Consider the following 18265-nt stretch of genomic DNA (forward strand, 5'->3'; position numbering starts at 1 on the left):
CTCTGGAGGTTCGGGCAGGCTTCAACAACCGCCCCGATACGCCGCCTTTCTCAAACCGTCATCACCCAGTTCCCGCCATAGCTCCGACCCAACGCGACCCGACGCCCCTGCCTGGAAGGCCGTGACAGCGACCTCGGATATTCGGCTGACGCAACCATCTGACGCCGTTGCACGCATCGAGGCGCCCCCCAAAGCGTTCCAAGAGCAGCGCCCTTAAAAAAACCCAGAGCCCGGCAGAGATACCGAAACAGGAAGTGGCAGCGAACTGGCACCGAGAGGCCGTAGAACAAAGTCAGGAAGGTAGCGTCGCGACAACCCTTCCGCTCTGGCAGCAAAAACTGCGGAACATACTAGCGCTTTTTTCGGGACCGCAGAGTCGACGCGATTTCTTCGCAGAGATTCTTTCTTGTCGGCGTGGCTACGTAGGTGGACGGAAGCCCTGGAGCCAACTGCAATGACTGATTTCATCTGTGTCAGGCAAGAATCGATAACCAACACGGCTGGTGCCGCCACTGGGGCGTCGCACGGTCGCCGCGCTTCGGAGGGCCGCGACCTCGGTCATTGCGATCCGGAACGCCGCAGTCTCATGTTGGCTGGAGCACCTAGACCTGTTGATCCGGCACGGGGGGCGGATCCCTTCGATGTCCGTGCTCGTATCGACGACGCGACAATGGCCACGAATGCTCAAAGGCGGATTGGTGCAGCAATTGCCACAGAACTGCTGTTCACGGTGACAGCAGATGCGCTCAAACGTACGGATGCTGCCGCAGATGAGGACGTTGCAAGTCCGCCGGCTGAAGCCGTTGATGGAGCAGCGATTCTGCGGCGCCTGACGATTGAAAATCATTGGAAATGTGAATGGCTTGACGACCTTCCCGCCGAAAAGGGGGCATCGTCGACCTCCAACCATAAACTGCAGCACAGATGGCCGGCACTGACGCGCATCGCAGGGGAAGAAACGCGGAGGTGGCTCGAAGCGTTCGATCCACATAAAGTCATGGCGTTCGCGGGGCTTGTGCTCGAGGCTTGTGTCTTGGACAAGCGCTGGCGCGTCGCTTGTTGGCGCCTCGATCTCGATGAAAAGACGCCTCATTTGTCGGTTTTCGTCGTACCGCTCAGGCAGAGCCTTTCGAAAACGGGTGAAGCAAAAACCTGGGTCAGCGTGCGTACACATCTCGGAAAAAGGCATCAGCTCAGCGCGCTGCAAGACTGGGCCGGGAAGGTTTGCGCTCCAATTGGCCTCGTCCGCGGACGGCCGTGGTCCGAGACAGGCGCACGGCACGTCTCGCCGAGCCGCTATCGATTTCAGGCGCTGAAGGCGGCAGAAGCAGACCTCGCCCAGCGCGAAGCTGCGCTTCTGGCGAAAGAAGAAGAGTGCGAAGCCAGACAGAACGCTCTCGATGCCCGAGACGCAGCAGCCGCGGCGCGCGAAGCTGCAGATCAGAAGCGGCAAGCAGCCCAGAAGCTCGCCGAACGTGAACTTTCGCAGAAGCAATCGCTGCTGGACGACGATATGGATCGCGCCGCGAATGCGATCCACGCAGCCGCGGGGATCCTGAAACATAGTCCATCCTCGGGGGCGGCTTCCTCGCTGTATCGCGTCCTCTCTGACTATTTGCGTAAGCGGCCGGCGTCCAAGGCCGACGAAATCGACGCGGTCTTTCGAGAATGGGTGCAGCAAACGAGTAACGTGGCGCAATCGTCGCAGCACCGCACACCCGAGAAGCCGATGCTTCCGACCTTGGTCTTCGATGAACCCGAACTGTCAAATAACGCTGGGGTCGATAAGGCGCGCCCGTAGAAGCTGTAAACAGGGCCTGCGTGGGCTGTCGCGCTTGCGCGTTCCTAACCAGTGGACGCCGCTTCGATCAAGCAGTTGCGTTTAAAACCCGTCGCTTCATCGGCACGGCCAAGCGGATTCGCAAGGATCCGCGTTTCTCCGACCCCGTAGTCGCGGGCCGCATGGATATGCCCGTGGATCCAGATCCGTGGCCGCCACGTTTCGATCGCAGGCTCGAGGTCCGACGCGTAACAATGGTCCAGCGGATCGTGCGGAAGCGCCAGGGAGCGCAGGCTCGGCGCATGATGCGTCACCACGATCGTACGACGTGGATCGATGCCGCCGGCGAACGCGTCGGCGAGGAACCGGAGCGAGGCACGGTGCCAGGCAAGCGTCGTTGCGGGCGTGATCCGCCGCGAGCGCCGGGTCGACGAGGCGCGGTGAACGAAGCGGTAGTCGTTCATTCCGCGTCGTGCCGCCGCATGGGCCTGCGCGCGGCTGACGTGGGAGTCCGACCGCAGATCGGTCCAGAGCGTTGCGCCGAGGAATGTCAGGCCATTGATCGTCGCGGCCGCGTCGGACAGGAGCGTGATCCCGAACCTGGCGGCCAGGTCACGACCGGCCTGAAGCTCGTCCTCGACGGTGAAGCCATACGGCGAGCCATCGCGGTACCAGTCGTGATTGCCGGGAACATAGACCGTCGGCACCCCGGCAAACCGCTCCTCCAGCCATTTGATCGAGGCCGTCAGCCTGCCGGCGCAGTCGCCCGCAACGATGGCAATGTCGAACGGCGTGGTGATCTCGTTCGCCGGATCGAAGGAGCGGCCGCCGTCATTCTGGTGAAGGTCCGACAGTACGAGCAGCCGGGTCATGCGGGGCCTCCATGGTCAGGATCCATGAAGCCATGGCCTCTTGCGAAGTCCAGGAGTGCCGCCCGTCCGAGAACACGACGCTCGAGAGCAAGATCGGCGAGCGCTTCGATCGCGGTCCGGTGCCGTCGCACGAGAACGATCGTCTCGGCATAGAGCCGTGCCAGCCGACGGTGGACGGCCGCGCCGTCGATCTGTGCGCCATGCACGAGCGTGCCGCCGAACCCGAGGGATGTCTCCGCGTTCGCAACGATGCGGGTCACCTGGGCAAGGTCGGAACTGCCAGAGCCACCGGCACCGGCTGAGGGCGAGCCAAGAATGACCTCTTCGGCGGCACGACCCGCGAGCATGCAGACCGCCTCTTTGACGACATCACCGGGAAGGCCCTCGAACGACGCCTCGTCGACGTCGAAGACGACCGCGCCGCCGCTGTGTTCCGTCTCGACAAGAGAAAGTGACGTCGGCACCTGCCCGAAGTGCATCCGGGCAACGGCGTGGCCAGCCTCATGGATGGCAATACGCCGGCGGACAGCCGGCGCACGCTCGTCGCCGGGAACGGCAACTGCGATCACATCCTCGGTCTGGAGGGACCGACCGGCAAGGCGCGCCCGGCGCCGGGCATCGCGGGCAATGCGGACGACATCGGCCCCTGACAGCGTTCCGGCGAACAGCGTCGCGACCCGATCGATTGCGGACGGGTCGATGCCGTCGCCAAGATGGTGGCGGAAGATGCCGGCCAATGACGCTTCGTCGGGCAGGTCGATCCAGAACCGCCGGTCGAGGCGTCCCGACCGGACCAGCGCCGCATCGAGGTTTGCATCGTCATTGCAGGCCGCGATGACCACGACGCCTTCGCGCCGACCAATCCCGTCCAAACACTCCAAGAGGCAGGTAACGATCGCCGTGAACCAGGCGTCGGCGGACCTGTCGGATCCGCCGCGCCCCTGGACCGTATCGATCTCGTCGATGAAGACGATCGCCGGCAGGTTCTTCGCGGCCGCCTCGAACACGGCACGAATGGCCTTGGTGACGTCCCCCAGATGACCGGACCGGTTCGATTGCCATTGGGCATAGCTCGTTGCGATGAAGTGGACACCGGCAGAGTTTGCGATGGCCTGGGCCAGCAGGGTCTTGCCCGTCCCGGGCGGGCCGACGAACAGCGCACCGGCATCGACGTCCTCCCAGCCAATCGTGCCCTCACAATAGGCGGACATGTCGGCAACGAGTTGCAGGGCCCAGCGCCCGGCCTCACCATAGCCATGCAGGTCTTCGATGCGCGGCCGCGCTGCGCCGGTTGTGCCAGCGGGTCCTGCACCGGAGCGCGCTTCATCCGCCAACCGCAGTTCACGGATCTCCTGCAGCAGGCACAGACGCTCAGCAGGGGAGCGGCCGCGCCCGACCGCAAAGTCGAGTTCGAGCGGCCTGTAGGCCGAGCCCATCGTGCCGTCCGGCAGATGGGACAGCGCACCACCCAGACCGAGCAGGCGTTCGATATCTTCACGCACAGGATCGGCGATCTCAACGACAGCATCCGAGATGGCACGCAGCATCTCTGGCGGTTCATGGTCCGGCGGGAAGAGGCAGAGGCAGGGTGACGCCTCGGCCAGCATCTCGGGCAGACGCTGAAGCTCGAACGGATAGCCGTGCTCGAGGCGGCTCTCGGACGTTGCCGTCAAAACGGTGATCGTCAGGTATTGATCGGGCCATGCGGCGCGGATCGACGCCTTCACCGCTTGCCGCGCCGTGTCGAGCCACTCAGACGAGAACACGCTGACGGTGATAAGGAGCGTCCGCTCCCCTAGCGAGCGTGTGGCGGCCGCCACGTTGCCGTCGATGGCATCGAACAACAGGCGCGCGGACGGGCTCAGCGCCGCGACGATCCGATCCCTGTGCGAACCCGAATCCGCAATGTCGTCCAGTTCGCCTTGCATGACGTATTGTTCCCTTCGCGCGCGCTCGCGCAGCTGTTCGAAGCCTGTTCGCAGATCTGTCGGCATCGGGGCCTTCCTCGCGTCTTCGGGCCCGTCGGCACGGCACGCCGGTTGCTGTGATCGGAGAGGGAGGAGAGCGCTGATGGCAGCGCCCTCCCCTCTGGTGTGTCGGCACATCACCCAGTGCTATCCGGTGGCGCCGTTGGTCACGGCGTCTGCCTCGTCCGGATACGCCGCAACTGCTCGAGATGATCGGCCAGGACCGCGGCCGTTGGATCATCGACCTGGCGAAGCCGACCGATCAGCGATGCGATCTCGCCGCGCGCCGCACCGGCGCGGCTGCGGCGGATGGTGTAGGCCACCAGGGTGGACGCCGGCATGGCGCAGATCCGCGCCGGCACCGCAGCCGGATCGCGCCTGTCGCGCGAACCCTGCCGGTCGCATCGGGCAAACGGCACCACGGTCATGTCCGGCCCCGGTGCCGGGAGCGACTGCCGCTTCCAGACACCAGTGCCAGCCGACGGCGTTCATGCGGACCGATCAGGCGCTGCGGCAGACGGGGAGCGCAACCGACCGACCTGACGGACCTGGGTGACCTGACCGTGAGTTCCCTCGGTGCTTGACCATCGCTCTCGGTCCACTCGTCCGCGCCGCCTTGTGTCACATCCGGCGTGTCGAACACTCGGCCAACCAACCGCTGCATCTCGGCCGAGTAACCCGTTGCGATCGTCTGGTTGAACAGCTCGATCAGCGGCGTGATCGGAACATCGAAGAACGTGTTGATCTCGGCGCCGGACACGCAGCGGTCTTCGGCAAAACCGGCGGCCCCTCCAAGGTCGATGATCCCCCATGACGCCGAGGCGATCGAGACCTTCAACCGGAGAAGGGCTGCAGGCGCGGTGAGTGCACAGGCTGCCATGGCAGTGCACAGATCGAGGCGTGCCCTCGAGGAGTAGAGGGCACTGCCGCGCTTGACGTCGAGCAACGTCGCATGGCCGGTGGTCCGGTCGATGACGATGAGATCGACCGCAAGGTACCGGACGGGTCGCTCCTCATCGCCAAGGACGACATCCCTGGCCGTGTCCTGGTCGCCGATGGAGAGTGCGGTTGCTGTGATGGGCAGGCGCGTTTCCTGCAGCACCTTCAGCCGCGGATCGGCTTCAAGGCCGATGGCGATGACGCCCGGCAGCGCCTGGCCGGTGCGGGTCGTGACCGAAAGCCCGAAGGCCTGCAGCGGCGTCCATGCACCGAAGCATGGATCTTCGGGGGTGGGGCTTGCAGCGGCGGCGGCCGCCTTGGCGACGATATCGAGCGCGAGCTTTTGCACGCGCGCTTCCGGTGTCGACGCGGTGCGGGGTTCATCCTTGGCCTGCCGTGAACGGCGGCCGTCTGGTTTGCTGGTTCCAAGTTTGCTGGTTCTGGGCATAGCGGTTCCTCCGCGTCCGCGATGACGATCGGCGGACGACGTGTCTGGAATGATGAGATGAGCGTGAGCAGCGCCGACCGACACGCAACACGTGACGATCGCGCGTCGGCCACCCCGCATGGCGGGATGGTCAGCGTCGGCTGTCTAGGCGGAGGTGACGATGATGCCGAACGGACCGGCGTCGACCCTGCAGATCACGCGGATCCGCGCGAGCCTGGTCAACAGACCGCCGTCGATGACGCAGCCGGGGGCCTTGATCCCCTCGGGCGGGACCAGAAACAGCTGCTCGTCGCGCAGCGTCCTCAGCAGCCACCGTGTTGCGGTGATCTCACTGGCGGAGAACACCGGGCCGAACGGCGCGGGGACAAACGCGGCCGCTCGTGCTTCAGGGACGCGCTCGTCGGGGATAGATCGCGGAGCGGCCGCCGGCGAGCGTTCCAGTTCGCAGGGAGCGTTGGCCGGGCCCGCCCTGCCCTTCACGATGCTCGGCACCGTCGCGCCGGCAAATGCTGCCGGGACCACCGGCGGCTCATCACACGGATCGAAGGGATTGCGCTGCGCGGAAGTCGTGTCGCCGAGCGACACGGCATGGCGTGGGACGTCAGGCCTTGGCGCCAGGCTTGCCTGATGCTGAAGGGGCGAACCGATGGTGATGGGTGGGGTATTGCAAGACGCGCGGGTGCGCGGCATCACGGTGTGAGCCATTCTGATCTCCTAGTACGAGTCAGTGATGGTCAGGCTGCTGGGGGAGCGCCAACTCCTCCGGTAGCCGCTCTACGAGCTACCTGCATTCCGACCGATGTTCCGACCGCGTGATTGCGGGCGTATCAGCGATATTGGCGCGAAATCGTGGATGACAAGTAAACTTCGGAAGTATTTTTGACTCACTCCGGCAGATGTCACGCAGTTTAATAAAACTCGATCGAAATATCGATCCAGACGTATAGCGTCCAGTCGCGTAGCGATTGTCACCCATGCCCGTTGTGGACGCCACTTAAGCGCCACCCCAACAGCACGCCAGCCAGCACACAATGTGATATCGGCCCTTTAAGCCTCCGCCCGGCTTTGCGGGAAGCTCTCTTGTGTGAAATCTTCCGCAAGTCTCCTTGGCAACAGACTGCTCTTCTTTGCAAACGGACAAAGGCATCGCGTTCGACGCGAACGACGGAATTGTGCAACTCAGGTCAACAGCCTACGCGTATAAATGTTGTATTGTCGTCTATCGTTCTCGATACACCCCCACTAACCGTTGCCCAATTTATCCCGACGCAGGGCGCGGGCGAGCCGGCGGATCCGGATGGCGCGGTTGAGCTCGCCGCCGAAGATCAGCACCAGGGCGGCCAGGTACAGGAAGTACAGCGCCGCGATGATCCCGGCGAGGCCGGCATAGTAGCTGGCGTAATTGGCGAACTGGCCGATATAGACCGAGAAGGCTGCCACGAGCGCCGACCAGGCGCAGAGCGTGAACAGGATGCCCGGCCACATGTTGCTGAAGCGCGAGCGCCGCGCCGGCAGGAAGACATGGGCGACGAACAGAGCCGTCGTCAGGATCGCCGCGGTCGCGGGATAGCGCACCAAGCTGGGCGTCACTGAAGAGGGCTGGAAGCCCGGCATCAGCTGGTGCAGGAACGATCCGGCGCGCGGCGCCAGGACCAGGAGATAGCCGACGACGACGAGCACCAGCCCGGTCAGGACGACGGTCAGCACCTGCAGGAGATAGAGGACGATGGTCGAGCGGGTCTCGCGAATGTCATAGGCGCGGTTCAGGCCGACACGGACGCCGTCGACGCCGCCGATAGCAAACCAGATCGTCAGGAGAACGCCGACGCTGAGCACCCCGCCCCGCCGTATGGTGACAATGTTCATCACCTCCGACACCAGCGGCTCGGCCAGGGCCGGTGGAACGATGGCGATCAGGAAGGTGACGAGGCCGTCGGCCATTTCGCGATTGCCGATGAAGGCGGTCAGCGAACTGGCGAAGATCAGGAACGGAAAGATGGCGAGGACGGCGCGGAAGGCGATGTTGCCGGCCAGCCCCATGGCGTCGTCGTTCCAAAGGCGCAGGATCGCTTCCCGCAGCACCGCCCAGACCGCTCGCCAGCCCGAGCCGAAGAGGAGATCCTCTGGATGCTCGCTCAGGACTCCGTTTGGCCGGCGCTTGTCGCGCGCGGTTTCGTTTTCGGCCTTTGCGTCCATTCAGCCGCTCTCGCACAGGCTTGCGTCCGCCGCAATCTCTCCTGCGGGGTCGGGCGGCACAACGCGGGACGCTGCCTCTGGCTCCGCGACCGCAGACCGGTCAAAGCCCAGTGGGCGGATCAGCGCGACCAGCGGGGCAGATGGCGCTTCCAGCGTTCGCCGGCGCGCAGGCCACCGGTCCGCTGGCGACGGCGGCCCGCCGGGCGTGCCTCGGTCGCGGCCGTCTCGATCTCGGCGAGGCTGGTTTCAGCCGTCTGCAGTTCCGCCACCGGCGCCGGAGCGACCGGTGCTGCGTCGACGGCCGGGGTGCGGCTCCAGTCACGCTCGATTTGCGGTTGCGACTGGCTCTCGGCCTCGACTGCGACCGGACGCTGCTGTGTCTCGGCGACCACCTTGCGCGGCCGGCCGCGACGGCGCACCGGACGCTCGACCGGCTCCAGGTCGGCTTCCGGCTCGGCCATGACGGGTTCGCTCGGCCGGCTCTGGAGAATGCGCGGCTGGCGGGCCGGTGCCGCGTCGCTCTTGCCCGCTGACGGCTCGGCCTTTGCCGGCGCCTTGGTGGCGGCAGCGGCGGGTGCCTCTTCCTCGTCACGGGCAAGGTCGCTCTCGGCCGCGGCGATCAGATGCGAAACATCCGACCAGACGGACTTCTTCTTGCCCTCTGGCGAAAGCTTGCGCCGTTTCACGGCGACGGTGAACGGTTTCGACTGTGGTTTCATCGTGCTCGTAGCTGTGTGCATGGAGACCGGCCTCAGCCGGCGGTATATGCAAGGGATCAGGTGAATCACGGCCGCAACGACCGTGTCGCCTTATAGATATGTGCTGACAGGCGACTTGCCAATAAGGTTTGCCAGAATAAGCGCGGGAAAACTGTCGCGGCGGAGACAATTGCGTAACTTTCCTTGCCGCCATCATGCGGTGTCTTGTCCTGAGCGCGCCAGCAGACAGATCGGAATGCGTGATGGCAAGTGACGGCAAGTTTCCGCAATGAAACGCCAAATGGCAGGCGCCGCGAGATCGGCAGGACGCGCGGCGCGCCTGCCCTAGAATGGCAGGGATGGAACGGATCGCCGACGCAGGATCACCGGACATCGGCGCAACGCATCGGCGCGCGCTCATCCGCGCCTGGCCGGCGGCGCTCGGCATCGCCATTCTGGCGGGCCTGTGGCTCAGTCCGCTGGTCGAGATGAGCCGGCGGGCCTTTTCCGCCCACATGATCCTGCATCTGGGCATCGTCACCCTGGCCGCGCCGATGATCGTCATCGGGCTGCGGCGGATCGGCATCGGCCTGCACGTCATCCGCCCGGGCATCGGCTCGGCGATCGCCGCCTCCGCCTTCGACATGTTCGTCATCTGGGGCTGGCACACGCCGGTGCTGCACGAGGCCGCGGCGCGGGACGGCGGCGTCTTCGTGGTGCAGCAGGTCAGCTTTCTCGCCGCAGGCCTCCTCGTCTGGGCGGTCAGCTTCGCCGGCCGTCATTCCGGCGACGCGGCCATCGGCGCCTTCGCCATGCTGGCGACCTTCATTCACATGACCATGCTGGGCGTCCTCCTCGCGCTGGCGCCGGTCCTCGTCTACGCACCCGATGTCTGCGTCGGCGCCTTCGGCTTCGAACGCCTCGACGACCAGCGTCTCGGCGGCATCCTGATGGCGGTGTTCGGCGGCCTTCCCTGCCTTGTCGGGGGCCTTGTGCTGGTGCAGCGGTTGCTCGGGTCCGACACCGCCGCGGCGGGCAGGACGGACGGTCCCGGCCTGCGCTGACCGCGACATGATGTCAGGGTGCCGTGCCGCACTGTTTACGGCGGTTTGATAGCCGGCGACCTTTTACGCCGCGGCCGTGGCCCTATCCTGCTGACCCTCGCTGCCTGCAACGCCTGCGGTCGCGGCCAGGGAACAGGATCGAGGAGCAGGGTTTGCATCGCAGTATTGCCGACTACGCCATGATCGGGGACTGCGAAAGCGCAGCCCTCGTCTCCAAAGACGGTTCGATCGACTGGCTCTGCCTGCCGCGCTTCGATTCCCGCGCCTGCTTCGCCTCGCTGATCGGCACGCCGGAGAACGGCCGCTGGCGCATCGCGCCGAGCGATCTGGAGTTCACCTCCTCGCGGCGCTACCGCGACGGCACGCTGATCCTCGAGACAACGTTCAGGACGGCGACCGGCAGCGCCATGCTCATCGACTTCATGCCGCCCCGCGACGGCATCGCCAACGTCATGCGCATCGTTGTCGGCCTCGAAGGCAGCGTCGATCTCGATTTCGACCTCGTCATGCGTTTCGACTACGGCCGGACGGTGCCCTGGGTGACGCGCGTCGACCGCGACACGATGACGGCCGTCGCGGGACCGGAGATGCTGGTGATGCGCGCGCCGGTCAATCTGCATGGCGAGGACATGCACACCAAGGGCCGCTTCACCGTCTCGGCGGGCGAGCGGCTGGCTTTCACCCTCCTGCACCAGCCGTCCAACCAGGAGCCGCTGGCGGGCACCGACCCCGAGGCGGCCCTCGCAGACACCGAAGCGTTCTGGACCGCCTTCTCCTCCCGCTGCCCCGAGGTCGGCAACTGGACCGAGGAGGTGCGCCGCTCGCTGATCACCCTGAAGGCGCTGACCTTCCGGCCGACCGGTGGCATCGTCGCGGCCGCGACGACGTCGCTGCCCGAGGAGATCGGCGGCAGCCGCAACTGGGACTACCGTTATTGCTGGCTTCGCGACGCCACGCTGACGCTGATGGCCTTCATGGATCTCGGCTATTACGAGGAAGCTGAAGCCTGGCGCGAATGGCTGATGCGGTCGGTCGCGGGCGATCCGGCGCAGATGCAGATCATGTACGGCGTCGCCGGCGAGCGGCATCTCCTGGAATGGGAGGTGCCGTGGCTCGAAGGCTTCCGCGAGTCGCAGCCGGTGCGGGTCGGCAATGCAGCCTCCGAACAGTTCCAGCTCGACATCTATGGCGAGGTCGCCGACCTCCTGGCCCAGGCGCGCACGGGCGGCCTCGCCCCACATCCGCGCTCGGCCGCCCTCGCCCATTCGGTCATGCCCTTCTTGGAAAAAGCCTGGCGCCGGCCTGACGACGGCATCTGGGAAATCCGCGGCGAACACCGGCATTTCGTCCACTCCAAGGTCATGGCCTGGGTGGCCTTCGACCGCGCGTCGAAGATGGCCGCCGACATCGAGGGCGGCGAAAACTATGCCAAGCACTGGCGGCGGGTGGCCGACGACATCCATGAGGACGTCTGCAGGAACGGCTATGACGCGGAGCTCGGCTCCTTCGTTCAGGCCTATGGCTCGACGGCGCTGGACGCCAGCCTGCTCCATATCCCGCTGACCGGCTTCCTGCCGGCCGACGATCCGCGGGTGAAGGGCACGGTCGCGGCGATCGAGCAGCGCCTTTTGCGCGACGGTCTGGTGATCCGCTACGACAATGGCGAGACCAGCGATGGCCTCGAGGGCGAGGAAGGCGCGTTCCTGGCCTGCTCGTTCTGGCTGGCCGACGTCTACGCCCTCCTCGGACGGTTCGACGACGCGGTGGCCCTCTACGAGCGTCTCTGTAGCCTGAAGAACGATGTCGGCCTGCTGGCGGAGGAATACGATCCGGTGGGCGACGAGATGCTCGGCAATTTCCCCCAGGCCTTCAGCCATGTCGGAGTGATCATCACGGCGCTGAATCTGGCAAGGGCCAAGGGTCCGGCCAAGGAGCGCACCGATACGAATGGCCAGCCCGTCGCCTGACCGGCCCGCCGCGGGGCTGCCCGGCCTCGGGGCGGATCAGGGCGGCGCGGGCGCTCGCCAAGGTATCGGCGACGGCCGTTCATCAACCATTACGTGATCGGCCTGATCGTTCAGGAGCCATTCAGCTTCCCGGACGTTCAATGGAACAGGATGGAATCTGTCGCCCGGAGGTCGGTATGAAATTGTTCAAGTCGTTTGCGGTCAGGTCTATGGCCGTTGCTCTCGCGCTGGCGGTGGCGCCGGCCACCCTGCCGGCGGGGGCCCCGCTCGGCATCGCCCAGGCCCAGGCCGAGCCCTTTGTCGGCGCCGGCGTTCACCTGGTGGGCGGGCGCCATTACGGGCGTCGCCATTATCGCGGCGGACGGCATTATCGCGGCGGGCGCCGCCATTATCGCCGCCATCGCGGCATCGATTCCGGTGGCGCGGCCGTTCTCGGCGGCATCATCGGCCTCGGCATCGGCGCGGCCATTGCCAGCCAGCCCCGCTATTACGACGCGCCGCGCCCGCTTTACCGCGTCGCGCCGCGCGGCTACGCGCCGGCCTATGGCACCGGCGAATGGTATCGCTACTGCGCCGACAAGTACCGGTCGTTCGACCCGCGCAGCGGCACCTACCAGCCCTATCACGGCCCGCGTCGCGTCTGCCGCTGATCGGCCGCAACGACCCGGCCATCCCCGCGCGTCCCGCGGGCAAGGCCTGCAACCGGAAGACCCGCCGCAATCCCTGCGGCGGGTCTTTTTCGTCTAGGGCGCCGTCAGGCGACGATCGGCCGTCCGACCGGACGCGTCGCCGCCTCCAGCCAGTCGCGGTCGGCCGCGTCGAGCCGCTCGCCGAGCGCCGCGCGCACCCGCCGATGATAATCATCCAGCCAGGCGATCTCGTCCGCCGTCATCAGCTCCGGCGCGACCAGCCGCGTGTCGATCGGGGCGAGCGTCAGCGTCTTGAAGCCGTGCATGGCGATGTCGCCGCCGCTGATCTCCGCCGCCGGTTCGGTCAAGATGAGATTCTCGATGCGAATGCCGAAGGCGCCTTCACGGTAATAGCCCGGCTCGTTCGACAGGATCATGCCGGCCTCGATCACCGCCATGCCACGCCGCGAGATCGACTGCGGCCCCTCATGGACGGCAAGATAGGAGCCGATGCCGTGGCCGGTCCCATGGGCAAAGTCGCAGCCCGCCTTCCACAGAGCGATGCGGGCCAGTGGATCGAGGTCGACGCCGCGCGTGCCCTTGGGAAACCGCGCCGTCGCAATGGCGATCATGCCCTTGAGCACCAGCGTGAACTTGCGGCGCATTTCGCTGGTCGGCTCGCCCACCGGCAGGGTGCGGGTGACGTCCGTGGTGCCGTCCTGGTACTGGGCGCCCGAATCCAAGAGGAACAGTTCGCCCTCGCGCAGCAGCCGGTCGGAATCGCGGTTCACCCGGTAATGGACGATCGCGCCGTTCGGGCCGGAGCCGGCGATGGTGTCGAAGGAGATGTCCTTCAGCGGAAAACCGTCCTCCTGCGCATGCTCGGCGCGTATAGCTTCCAGCTTTTCGGCGGCGGCGATCTCGGTGACCGTGCCGGGCTCCTGCCGGTCAAACCAGGCGAGGAAACGCGTTATCGCGACGCCGTCGCGCAGATGCGCGGCGCGCGCGCCGGCGATCTCGCCGTCATTCTTGATCGCCCGCGGCAGTCGCGCCGGGTCCGGCATTTTGGCCACCGTGCCGCCGGCGGCCTCGACGATGGTCGACAGGCGCGCCGCGGCAAGCTGCGGATCGAGACCGATGGTGCGCCCGGAGGCCTCCCGCCGGACCGCCGGCTCGAAGGCCTCCGGCGTGTCGATGTCGGACAGCGCCGCAAGATGGTCCTGCACCGCATCGTCCAGCTTGGCCGGATCGACGAAAAGCGTCGGGCGCCCGTCGGCGCGCAGGATGGCAAAGCCCAGCATCAGCGGCGTGTGCGCCACATCCGAGCCGCGGATGTTGAAGGCCCAGGCGATGGAGGACGGGTCGGTCAGGATCGTCGCATCGGCCTTCGCATCGGCAATCATTTTCGCCAGCTCTGCGAGCTTGTCGCCCGCCGGCTTGCCGGCGAAGCTCTCCGGATGGATGACGGCGCGACCGGCCGGCGGCGCCGGACGGTCGTTCCAGATCCGGTCGATCGGATTGGCGGCCAAAGCGACGAGTTCGCCGCCGACCGATTCCAGCGCCGTGCGCAGGCGCTTCGCCTCGCCCGCCGTATGCAGCCAGGGATCGAAGCCGATGCGCTTGCCCGCGGCTTCAGTCTTCAGGAAATCGGCCAGCGAGGTCTCGGCCGAGGCGACCGGTTCGAAGACGTCGAGATCGACCTGCTGGCGCACCTGCAGCGTATAGCGGCCATCGACAAGAATCGCCGCGCTGCCGGCCAGCACGACCGCGACGCCGGCCGAGCCGGAAAAGCCGGTCAGCCATTCCAGCCGCGCCGCCGAGGGCGGGATGTATTCGCCCTGATGCTCGTCCGCGCGCGGCACGATAAAGCCGTCGACGCCGTCGGCGCGCAGGCCGTCCCGCAGGCGGGCGACCCGGGCCGCGCTCTGGGAGAAGTCGGCGATCTCGTCGAAGCTCTGGAACATCGGTTGGCTCTTGAAAAAGGAGGAGGCCGCGCTGCGGCGCGCGGCGGATTGTCTGCGGGGCCGGAACATATGCATTTGGCAAGGAAGCGCAAAGGTTACCGGATTATGTCAGGCCGGCCGATGTTGCACTGCAAAAACGGGACGGACCTATGCAGTGCGGACTCTACCTGACGGGGACACGGCAACGCATATTGAGGTCACCGGGAGGCCACGAGCCGAACAGGAGACTTTCCATGGCGACTTCCACCTATACCGACGTATCCCTGCGCAATTCCGCCCGCTCCAGGGGCTTCATGCGCAACATGCTCGACCGGGTGATCGAGGCCCGCGAGCGCGAGGCCCGTCGCTATGTCGACAACCACTTCACGATGATGGGCCGCGAGGAATTCGGCTCCAACGCACGCGAGTCGCTCTTCGAGGGTCGCGCGCCCGAGCGGGGCTGAACAGCCCGGCCGCTTCACTGCAGCCATTCCGACCGAAACAGACGCCGGCCGCAGCCCCCTGCGCGCCGGCGTTTTCGTGTCCGGTCCGGTGCTGTAGGCTCGGCCCTGTCCTGTTCGCCGCGTGAGGCCGCCATGTGCCTGCAGTGCCTGAAGCCCGATGTGGTGTTCGTCGTGCCGGACGCCGTCTGGCGCGACTACGACGCCCTGCGCGCGCGCTGCGATCCGATGACCCTCCGGTTTCACCACGCATGCGAGCGCGAGGTGCGGGCGGCCGTCCGGCAACGCGATCTGAGAACCGCCCTGCACTGGCGCGCCGTCGATCGGCTTGCCCTGGAATACGGCCGGTCGCCGGTCAGCGCGCTGGAGGTCGGCGGAATACGGTTTCGCGAGACAGAGAAGCAATCCTTCCTGCGCTATCCCGACGATGCCGATTTGCGGCCGGTTCCGATCGGTGTCGCGCCAGCCGCCTGACGCCTAGCGCAGATGCAGGGTGACCCATTCGCCGCGCACCAGCGTGGCGACATGGTAGAGCCCCTGGTTGCGGAAGGCGGCGAGAACCGCGTTGCGCTGGGTGGTCAGGATGCCCGACAGGACGATGTCGCCGCCATGGGCGAGATGCCGGTGGAACTCAGGCGCGAGCTTCATCAGCGGCCCGGCCAGAATGTTGGCGACGATCAGATCGTAGGGCGCGCGCTCGCGGATCGCCTCGGCGCCGAAGCCGATGGCCGTGGCGCAATCGACGAAATTCGCCACGCCATTGGCCTCGACATTCGCCCGCGCCACGCGGACGGCCACCGGGTCGATGTCGGTTGCCAGCACCGGCACCCGCGCGAGCTTGGCCAGCCCGATGGCCAGGACCGCGCTGCCGGTGCCCAGATCCAGCGCGTTGCGCGGCTTGCGGCGGGTCGCCAGCCGGGCGATCGTCTCCAGGCAGCCGGCCGTCGTGCCGTGATGTCCCGTGCCGAAAGCCTGTCCGGCCTCGATCTCGATCGCCAGATCGTTGGTCTTCACCTTGTCGCGGTCGTGGGCGCCATGCACCAGGAAGCGTCCGGCGCGCACCGGCTTCAGCGCCGCCAGGACATCGGCCATCCAGTCCTTGTCGGGCAGGTCCTCGCGGCAGATCTCGCCGCCACCGGCCTCGGCGATGGCGCCGGCGAACAGGCGTTCGGCCTCCTCGCCATCGGGCGCGTCGACATAGGCCGAGACCTCGAAAATCGCCCTCGCCTCGTCGATCTCGGCCAGCGACACCGGCGTGCCGAGATCCTCGAAGGCGGTCTCGACGGCGGCGTAGCAGGCGTCGGCCGCGGCCTTGTCCGCGGTGACGTAGAAACGGATCTGCGGCATTCCTGCTAGCCCTCTTTCGGCTTCACGGCTTCGCTGGTCATGCGGGCCTTCTCGGCCCGCGCCTCGCGCTCGGTGGTCGTCGCCTTGACGATCTTTTCCTGGTCGCGCTGGGGCGGCTTGGGCCCGAAGGAGATGATCGTGTCCCCTTCGCCCGGCTCGCCGGAGCCCTCGTTCGACGCAAAGAGCAGATTGCCGGAGGGCCGGATCCACAGGATCACGTGGGTGCCTTCCGGGCGCGTCGCCGAAAAGCGCTCATAGTCGAACTCCTCGGTCAGCCGGGTCGCCTGGAAGTTCCAGCCGTCGACCACCAGATCGCGCAGTTCCGTGAAGGTCTTGGGCGGCTGGAACAGTGGCTGGCCGCCGATGGTGAAGTTCATCGAGCGCCGGTCGGAGCCCTCGATCTTGCCGATCTGGAAGACCTCGGAGCGGCCGATCTCGGGACCGAAATCGGTACAGACCAGCGCATTGTAGGCGTCGTTGTCGGTGGCGGCGACCATGTGGTCGAAGCGCGACAGGTTGAGATTGTGGTGGGCCGCCTCGGAGAGGATCTCGCCGTACCACACCTCGAGTTCGGCCAGCCGCGCCTCGGAAATGCGCGACCAGTTGGCGTCGGCGATGAGCACCGGCACGTCCTGGGCCTTCAGCCGGCGCGCAAAGGCGATGGTGAAGCGCGAGGCGCCGACGAACAGGATGCCTGGCCGGTCGGCCGACCGCAGGTCCAGCGCCCGGGCAAGCGGTCCCAGCGTGAAGCCGTGCAGGAGGATGGTCACCGCCACCAAAGCGAAGGTGTAGGCGATCATGCGGTCGGCATCGGCAACCCCAAGGCCGCTGAGGGTCGCGCCGAACAGGCCGGCGACCGCCACGGCGACGATGCCGCGCGGCGCGATCCAGCCGACCAGCAGGCGCTCCCGCCAGGTCAGGCCGGCGCCGAGCGTGCTGACGAACACGGCCACCGGCCGCACCACGAAGAGCACCGCCGCGAGGAAGCCGATGACGCGCCATTCGAGGCTCGCCAACACCTCGCGCTGCAGCGAGGCGGTGAGGATGATGAACAGGCCCGAGACGAGCAGCAGCGTGATCGTCTCCTTGAACCGCCGCAGGTCGCTCAGGCTGGCGATCCGCGTGTTCGCCATGGTGATGCCCATGACGGTCACAGTCAGCAGGCCGCCCTCCTCCAGCACCAGATTGGTCAGCGAATTCATGCCGACCACGGCCACCAGCAGGATCGGCGCCTTCAGATATTCGGGCGCCTCGCCGCGGGCGAAGACCCAGCTCAGGAAGCGCCCGGCCAGGAAGCCGCCGGGAATGGCGATGATGATCGCCAGGATGACGTTGAGGATCAGATTCTCGGCCTCATGGCCGGCGTTCAGGACCAGATACGTCTCGAAGGCGATCACCGCGAAGAGCGCGCCGATCGGATCGTTGACGATCGCTTCCCAGCGCAGGATCGAGGCCGGCCGGTTCTTCAGCTTGGCGTGGCGCAGCAGCGGCGTGATCACCGTTGGGCCGGTGACCACCAGGATCGCGCCGAGGATGATCGCGGTCGGCCAGCTCAGATTGCCGATGTAATGGCCGGCGAGTGCCGTCATCACCCAGACCAGCGGCCCGCCGATGATGACCATGCGGCGCACGGCGGTCGAGGTCTCGCGGATGTCGCGGAAATTCAGCGTCATCCCGCCCTCAAACAGGATGATCGCGACGGCGGTCGAGACCAGCGGCGTATAGAGGTCGCCGAAATCCTCGCGCGGATTCATGAAGCCGGTGATCGGCCCGAACAACAGCCCGACGCCGAGCAGGAGGATAATGGCCGGCACCTGGACGCGCCACGCCAGCCACTGGGCCGCGATGCCGGCAACGCCAATGAGAGCGAGCTGAAGGGCAAGATCATGCATGAAGGAGATTCCCGGGGCCGGGCGACACGGCCAATGCGGCCTTCACGACCACGCCCGTTCCG

The 18265-nt window shown here is 66.5% G+C and carries 16 protein-coding genes; 6 read left to right on the forward strand and 10 right to left on the reverse strand.

The annotated features are described in order from the left end of the window. The first annotated feature begins 454 nt into the window (after positions 1-454). Positions 455-1801 carry a plasmid recombination protein gene (locus N7I30_RS00005; protein WP_498635969.1) on the forward strand — a complete coding sequence of 449 codons (1347 nt, stop codon included), beginning with the start codon at positions 455-457 and terminating at the stop codon, positions 1799-1801. Positions 1802-1845: 44 nt separating this feature from the next. On the opposite strand, the gene N7I30_RS00010 is transcribed toward N7I30_RS00005, so the two are convergent. The 7 genes from N7I30_RS00010 to N7I30_RS00040 form a co-directional block, all read right to left on the reverse strand. Beyond that, positions 1846-2652, reverse strand: coding sequence for a metallophosphoesterase (locus tag N7I30_RS00010; protein ID WP_498635971.1), 807 nt, complete (start codon positions 2650-2652; stop codon positions 1846-1848). After that, a complete protein-coding gene (locus N7I30_RS00015; protein WP_498635973.1) occupies positions 2649-4646 on the reverse strand; it encodes an AAA family ATPase in 1998 nt (665 codons plus the stop codon). Before N7I30_RS00015 ends, N7I30_RS00010 begins: the two co-directional genes overlap by 4 nt. A gap of 140 nt (positions 4647-4786) precedes the next feature. Next, positions 4787-5047, reverse strand: a complete 261-nt coding sequence (locus N7I30_RS00020) for a hypothetical protein (RefSeq protein WP_498635975.1) — start codon at positions 5045-5047, stop codon at positions 4787-4789. Beyond that, positions 5044-6006: a hypothetical protein gene (locus N7I30_RS00025; protein ID WP_498635977.1), complete on the reverse strand. Its 963-nt coding sequence runs from the start codon at positions 6004-6006 to the stop codon at positions 5044-5046. The genes N7I30_RS00020 and N7I30_RS00025 overlap by 4 nt, the downstream gene beginning before the upstream one ends. A 144-nt stretch (positions 6007-6150) precedes the next feature. Further along, complete coding sequence (locus tag N7I30_RS00030; protein WP_498635979.1) at positions 6151-6711, reverse strand: hypothetical protein; 561 nt, start codon at positions 6709-6711, stop codon at positions 6151-6153. A gap of 537 nt (positions 6712-7248) precedes the next feature. Next, entirely contained in the window at positions 7249-8202 is a 954-nt protein-coding gene (locus N7I30_RS00035; RefSeq protein WP_009210127.1) for a YihY/virulence factor BrkB family protein, read from the reverse strand. A 119-nt stretch (positions 8203-8321) separates the two neighbouring features. Beyond that, positions 8322-8942, reverse strand: a complete 621-nt coding sequence (locus tag N7I30_RS00040; protein ID WP_498635982.1) for a hypothetical protein — start codon at positions 8940-8942, stop codon at positions 8322-8324. A gap of 317 nt (positions 8943-9259) precedes the next feature. Here N7I30_RS00040 and N7I30_RS00045 point away from each other — a divergent pair, with 317 nt between their 5' ends. The 3 genes from N7I30_RS00045 to N7I30_RS00055 all read left to right on the forward strand — a co-directional run bounded on the left by N7I30_RS00045 (position 9260) and on the right by N7I30_RS00055 (position 12581). Continuing rightward, entirely contained in the window at positions 9260-9964 is a 705-nt protein-coding gene (locus tag N7I30_RS00045) for a cytochrome c oxidase assembly protein (protein ID WP_498635984.1), read from the forward strand. Between the two features lie 152 nt (positions 9965-10116). Further along, positions 10117-11931 (forward strand): glycoside hydrolase family 15 protein, encoded by a 1815-nt coding sequence (locus N7I30_RS00050; RefSeq protein ID WP_498635986.1) that lies wholly within the window; start codon positions 10117-10119, stop codon positions 11929-11931. A 209-nt stretch (positions 11932-12140) separates the two neighbouring features. Then, complete coding sequence (locus N7I30_RS00055) at positions 12141-12581, forward strand: BA14K family protein (RefSeq protein WP_040325767.1); 441 nt, start codon at positions 12141-12143, stop codon at positions 12579-12581. Positions 12582-12685: 104 nt separating this feature from the next. Here N7I30_RS00055 and N7I30_RS00060 read toward each other — a convergent pair whose 3' ends face one another. Further along, positions 12686-14524, reverse strand: coding sequence for an aminopeptidase P family protein (locus N7I30_RS00060; RefSeq protein WP_498635988.1), 1839 nt, complete (start codon positions 14522-14524; stop codon positions 12686-12688). Between the two features lie 233 nt (positions 14525-14757). Between N7I30_RS00060 and N7I30_RS00065 the strand changes: the two genes are divergently transcribed. Beyond that, positions 14758-14967: a hypothetical protein gene (locus N7I30_RS00065; protein ID WP_024351970.1), complete on the forward strand. Its 210-nt coding sequence runs from the start codon at positions 14758-14760 to the stop codon at positions 14965-14967. A 159-nt stretch (positions 14968-15126) separates the two neighbouring features. Further along, complete coding sequence (locus N7I30_RS00070; RefSeq protein ID WP_491391379.1) at positions 15127-15438, forward strand: hypothetical protein; 312 nt, start codon at positions 15127-15129, stop codon at positions 15436-15438. A gap of 3 nt (positions 15439-15441) precedes the next feature. Here N7I30_RS00070 and N7I30_RS00075 read toward each other — a convergent pair whose 3' ends face one another. Both N7I30_RS00075 and N7I30_RS00080 read right to left on the reverse strand, forming a co-directional pair. After that, complete coding sequence (locus N7I30_RS00075; RefSeq protein WP_228239853.1) at positions 15442-16311, reverse strand: 50S ribosomal protein L11 methyltransferase; 870 nt, start codon at positions 16309-16311, stop codon at positions 15442-15444. 5 nt (positions 16312-16316) lie between these two features. After that, the gene (locus N7I30_RS00080; RefSeq protein ID WP_024351973.1) at positions 16317-18203 is read right to left on the reverse strand and encodes a cation:proton antiporter; all 1887 of its coding nucleotides are present in this window, start codon (positions 18201-18203) and stop codon (positions 16317-16319) included. Positions 18204-18265: the final 62 nt, after the last annotated feature.

Origin of the sequence: Aurantimonas litoralis, from assembly GCF_026153195.1 — a bacterium.
GTDB lineage: Bacteria > Pseudomonadota > Alphaproteobacteria > Rhizobiales > Rhizobiaceae > Aurantimonas > Aurantimonas coralicida.

Bases quoted from the DNA above. Each gene is read 5' to 3' on its own strand.
- N7I30_RS00005 (WP_498635969.1), top strand. From the start codon at position 455: ATGACTGATTTCATCTGTGTCAGGCAAGAATCGATAACCAACACGGCT.
- N7I30_RS00010 (WP_498635971.1), bottom strand. From the start codon at position 2,652: ATGACCCGGCTGCTCGTACTGTCGGACCTTCACCAGAATGACGGCGGC.
- N7I30_RS00015 (WP_498635973.1), bottom strand. From the start codon at position 4,646: ATGCCGACAGATCTGCGAACAGGCTTCGAACAGCTGCGCGAGCGCGCG.
- N7I30_RS00020 (WP_498635975.1), bottom strand. From the start codon at position 5,047: ATGACCGTGGTGCCGTTTGCCCGATGCGACCGGCAGGGTTCGCGCGAC.
- N7I30_RS00025 (WP_498635977.1), bottom strand. From the start codon at position 6,006: ATGCCCAGAACCAGCAAACTTGGAACCAGCAAACCAGACGGCCGCCGT.
- N7I30_RS00030 (WP_498635979.1), bottom strand. From the start codon at position 6,711: ATGGCTCACACCGTGATGCCGCGCACCCGCGCGTCTTGCAATACCCCA.
- N7I30_RS00035 (WP_009210127.1), bottom strand. From the start codon at position 8,202: ATGGACGCAAAGGCCGAAAACGAAACCGCGCGCGACAAGCGCCGGCCA.
- N7I30_RS00040 (WP_498635982.1), bottom strand. From the start codon at position 8,942: ATGCACACAGCTACGAGCACGATGAAACCACAGTCGAAACCGTTCACC.
- N7I30_RS00045 (WP_498635984.1), top strand. From the start codon at position 9,260: ATGGAACGGATCGCCGACGCAGGATCACCGGACATCGGCGCAACGCAT.
- N7I30_RS00055 (WP_040325767.1), top strand. From the start codon at position 12,141: ATGGCCGTTGCTCTCGCGCTGGCGGTGGCGCCGGCCACCCTGCCGGCG.
- N7I30_RS00060 (WP_498635988.1), bottom strand. From the start codon at position 14,524: ATGTTCCAGAGCTTCGACGAGATCGCCGACTTCTCCCAGAGCGCGGCC.
- N7I30_RS00065 (WP_024351970.1), top strand. From the start codon at position 14,758: ATGGCGACTTCCACCTATACCGACGTATCCCTGCGCAATTCCGCCCGC.
- N7I30_RS00075 (WP_228239853.1), bottom strand. From the start codon at position 16,311: ATGCCGCAGATCCGTTTCTACGTCACCGCGGACAAGGCCGCGGCCGAC.
- N7I30_RS00080 (WP_024351973.1), bottom strand. From the start codon at position 18,203: ATGCATGATCTTGCCCTTCAGCTCGCTCTCATTGGCGTTGCCGGCATC.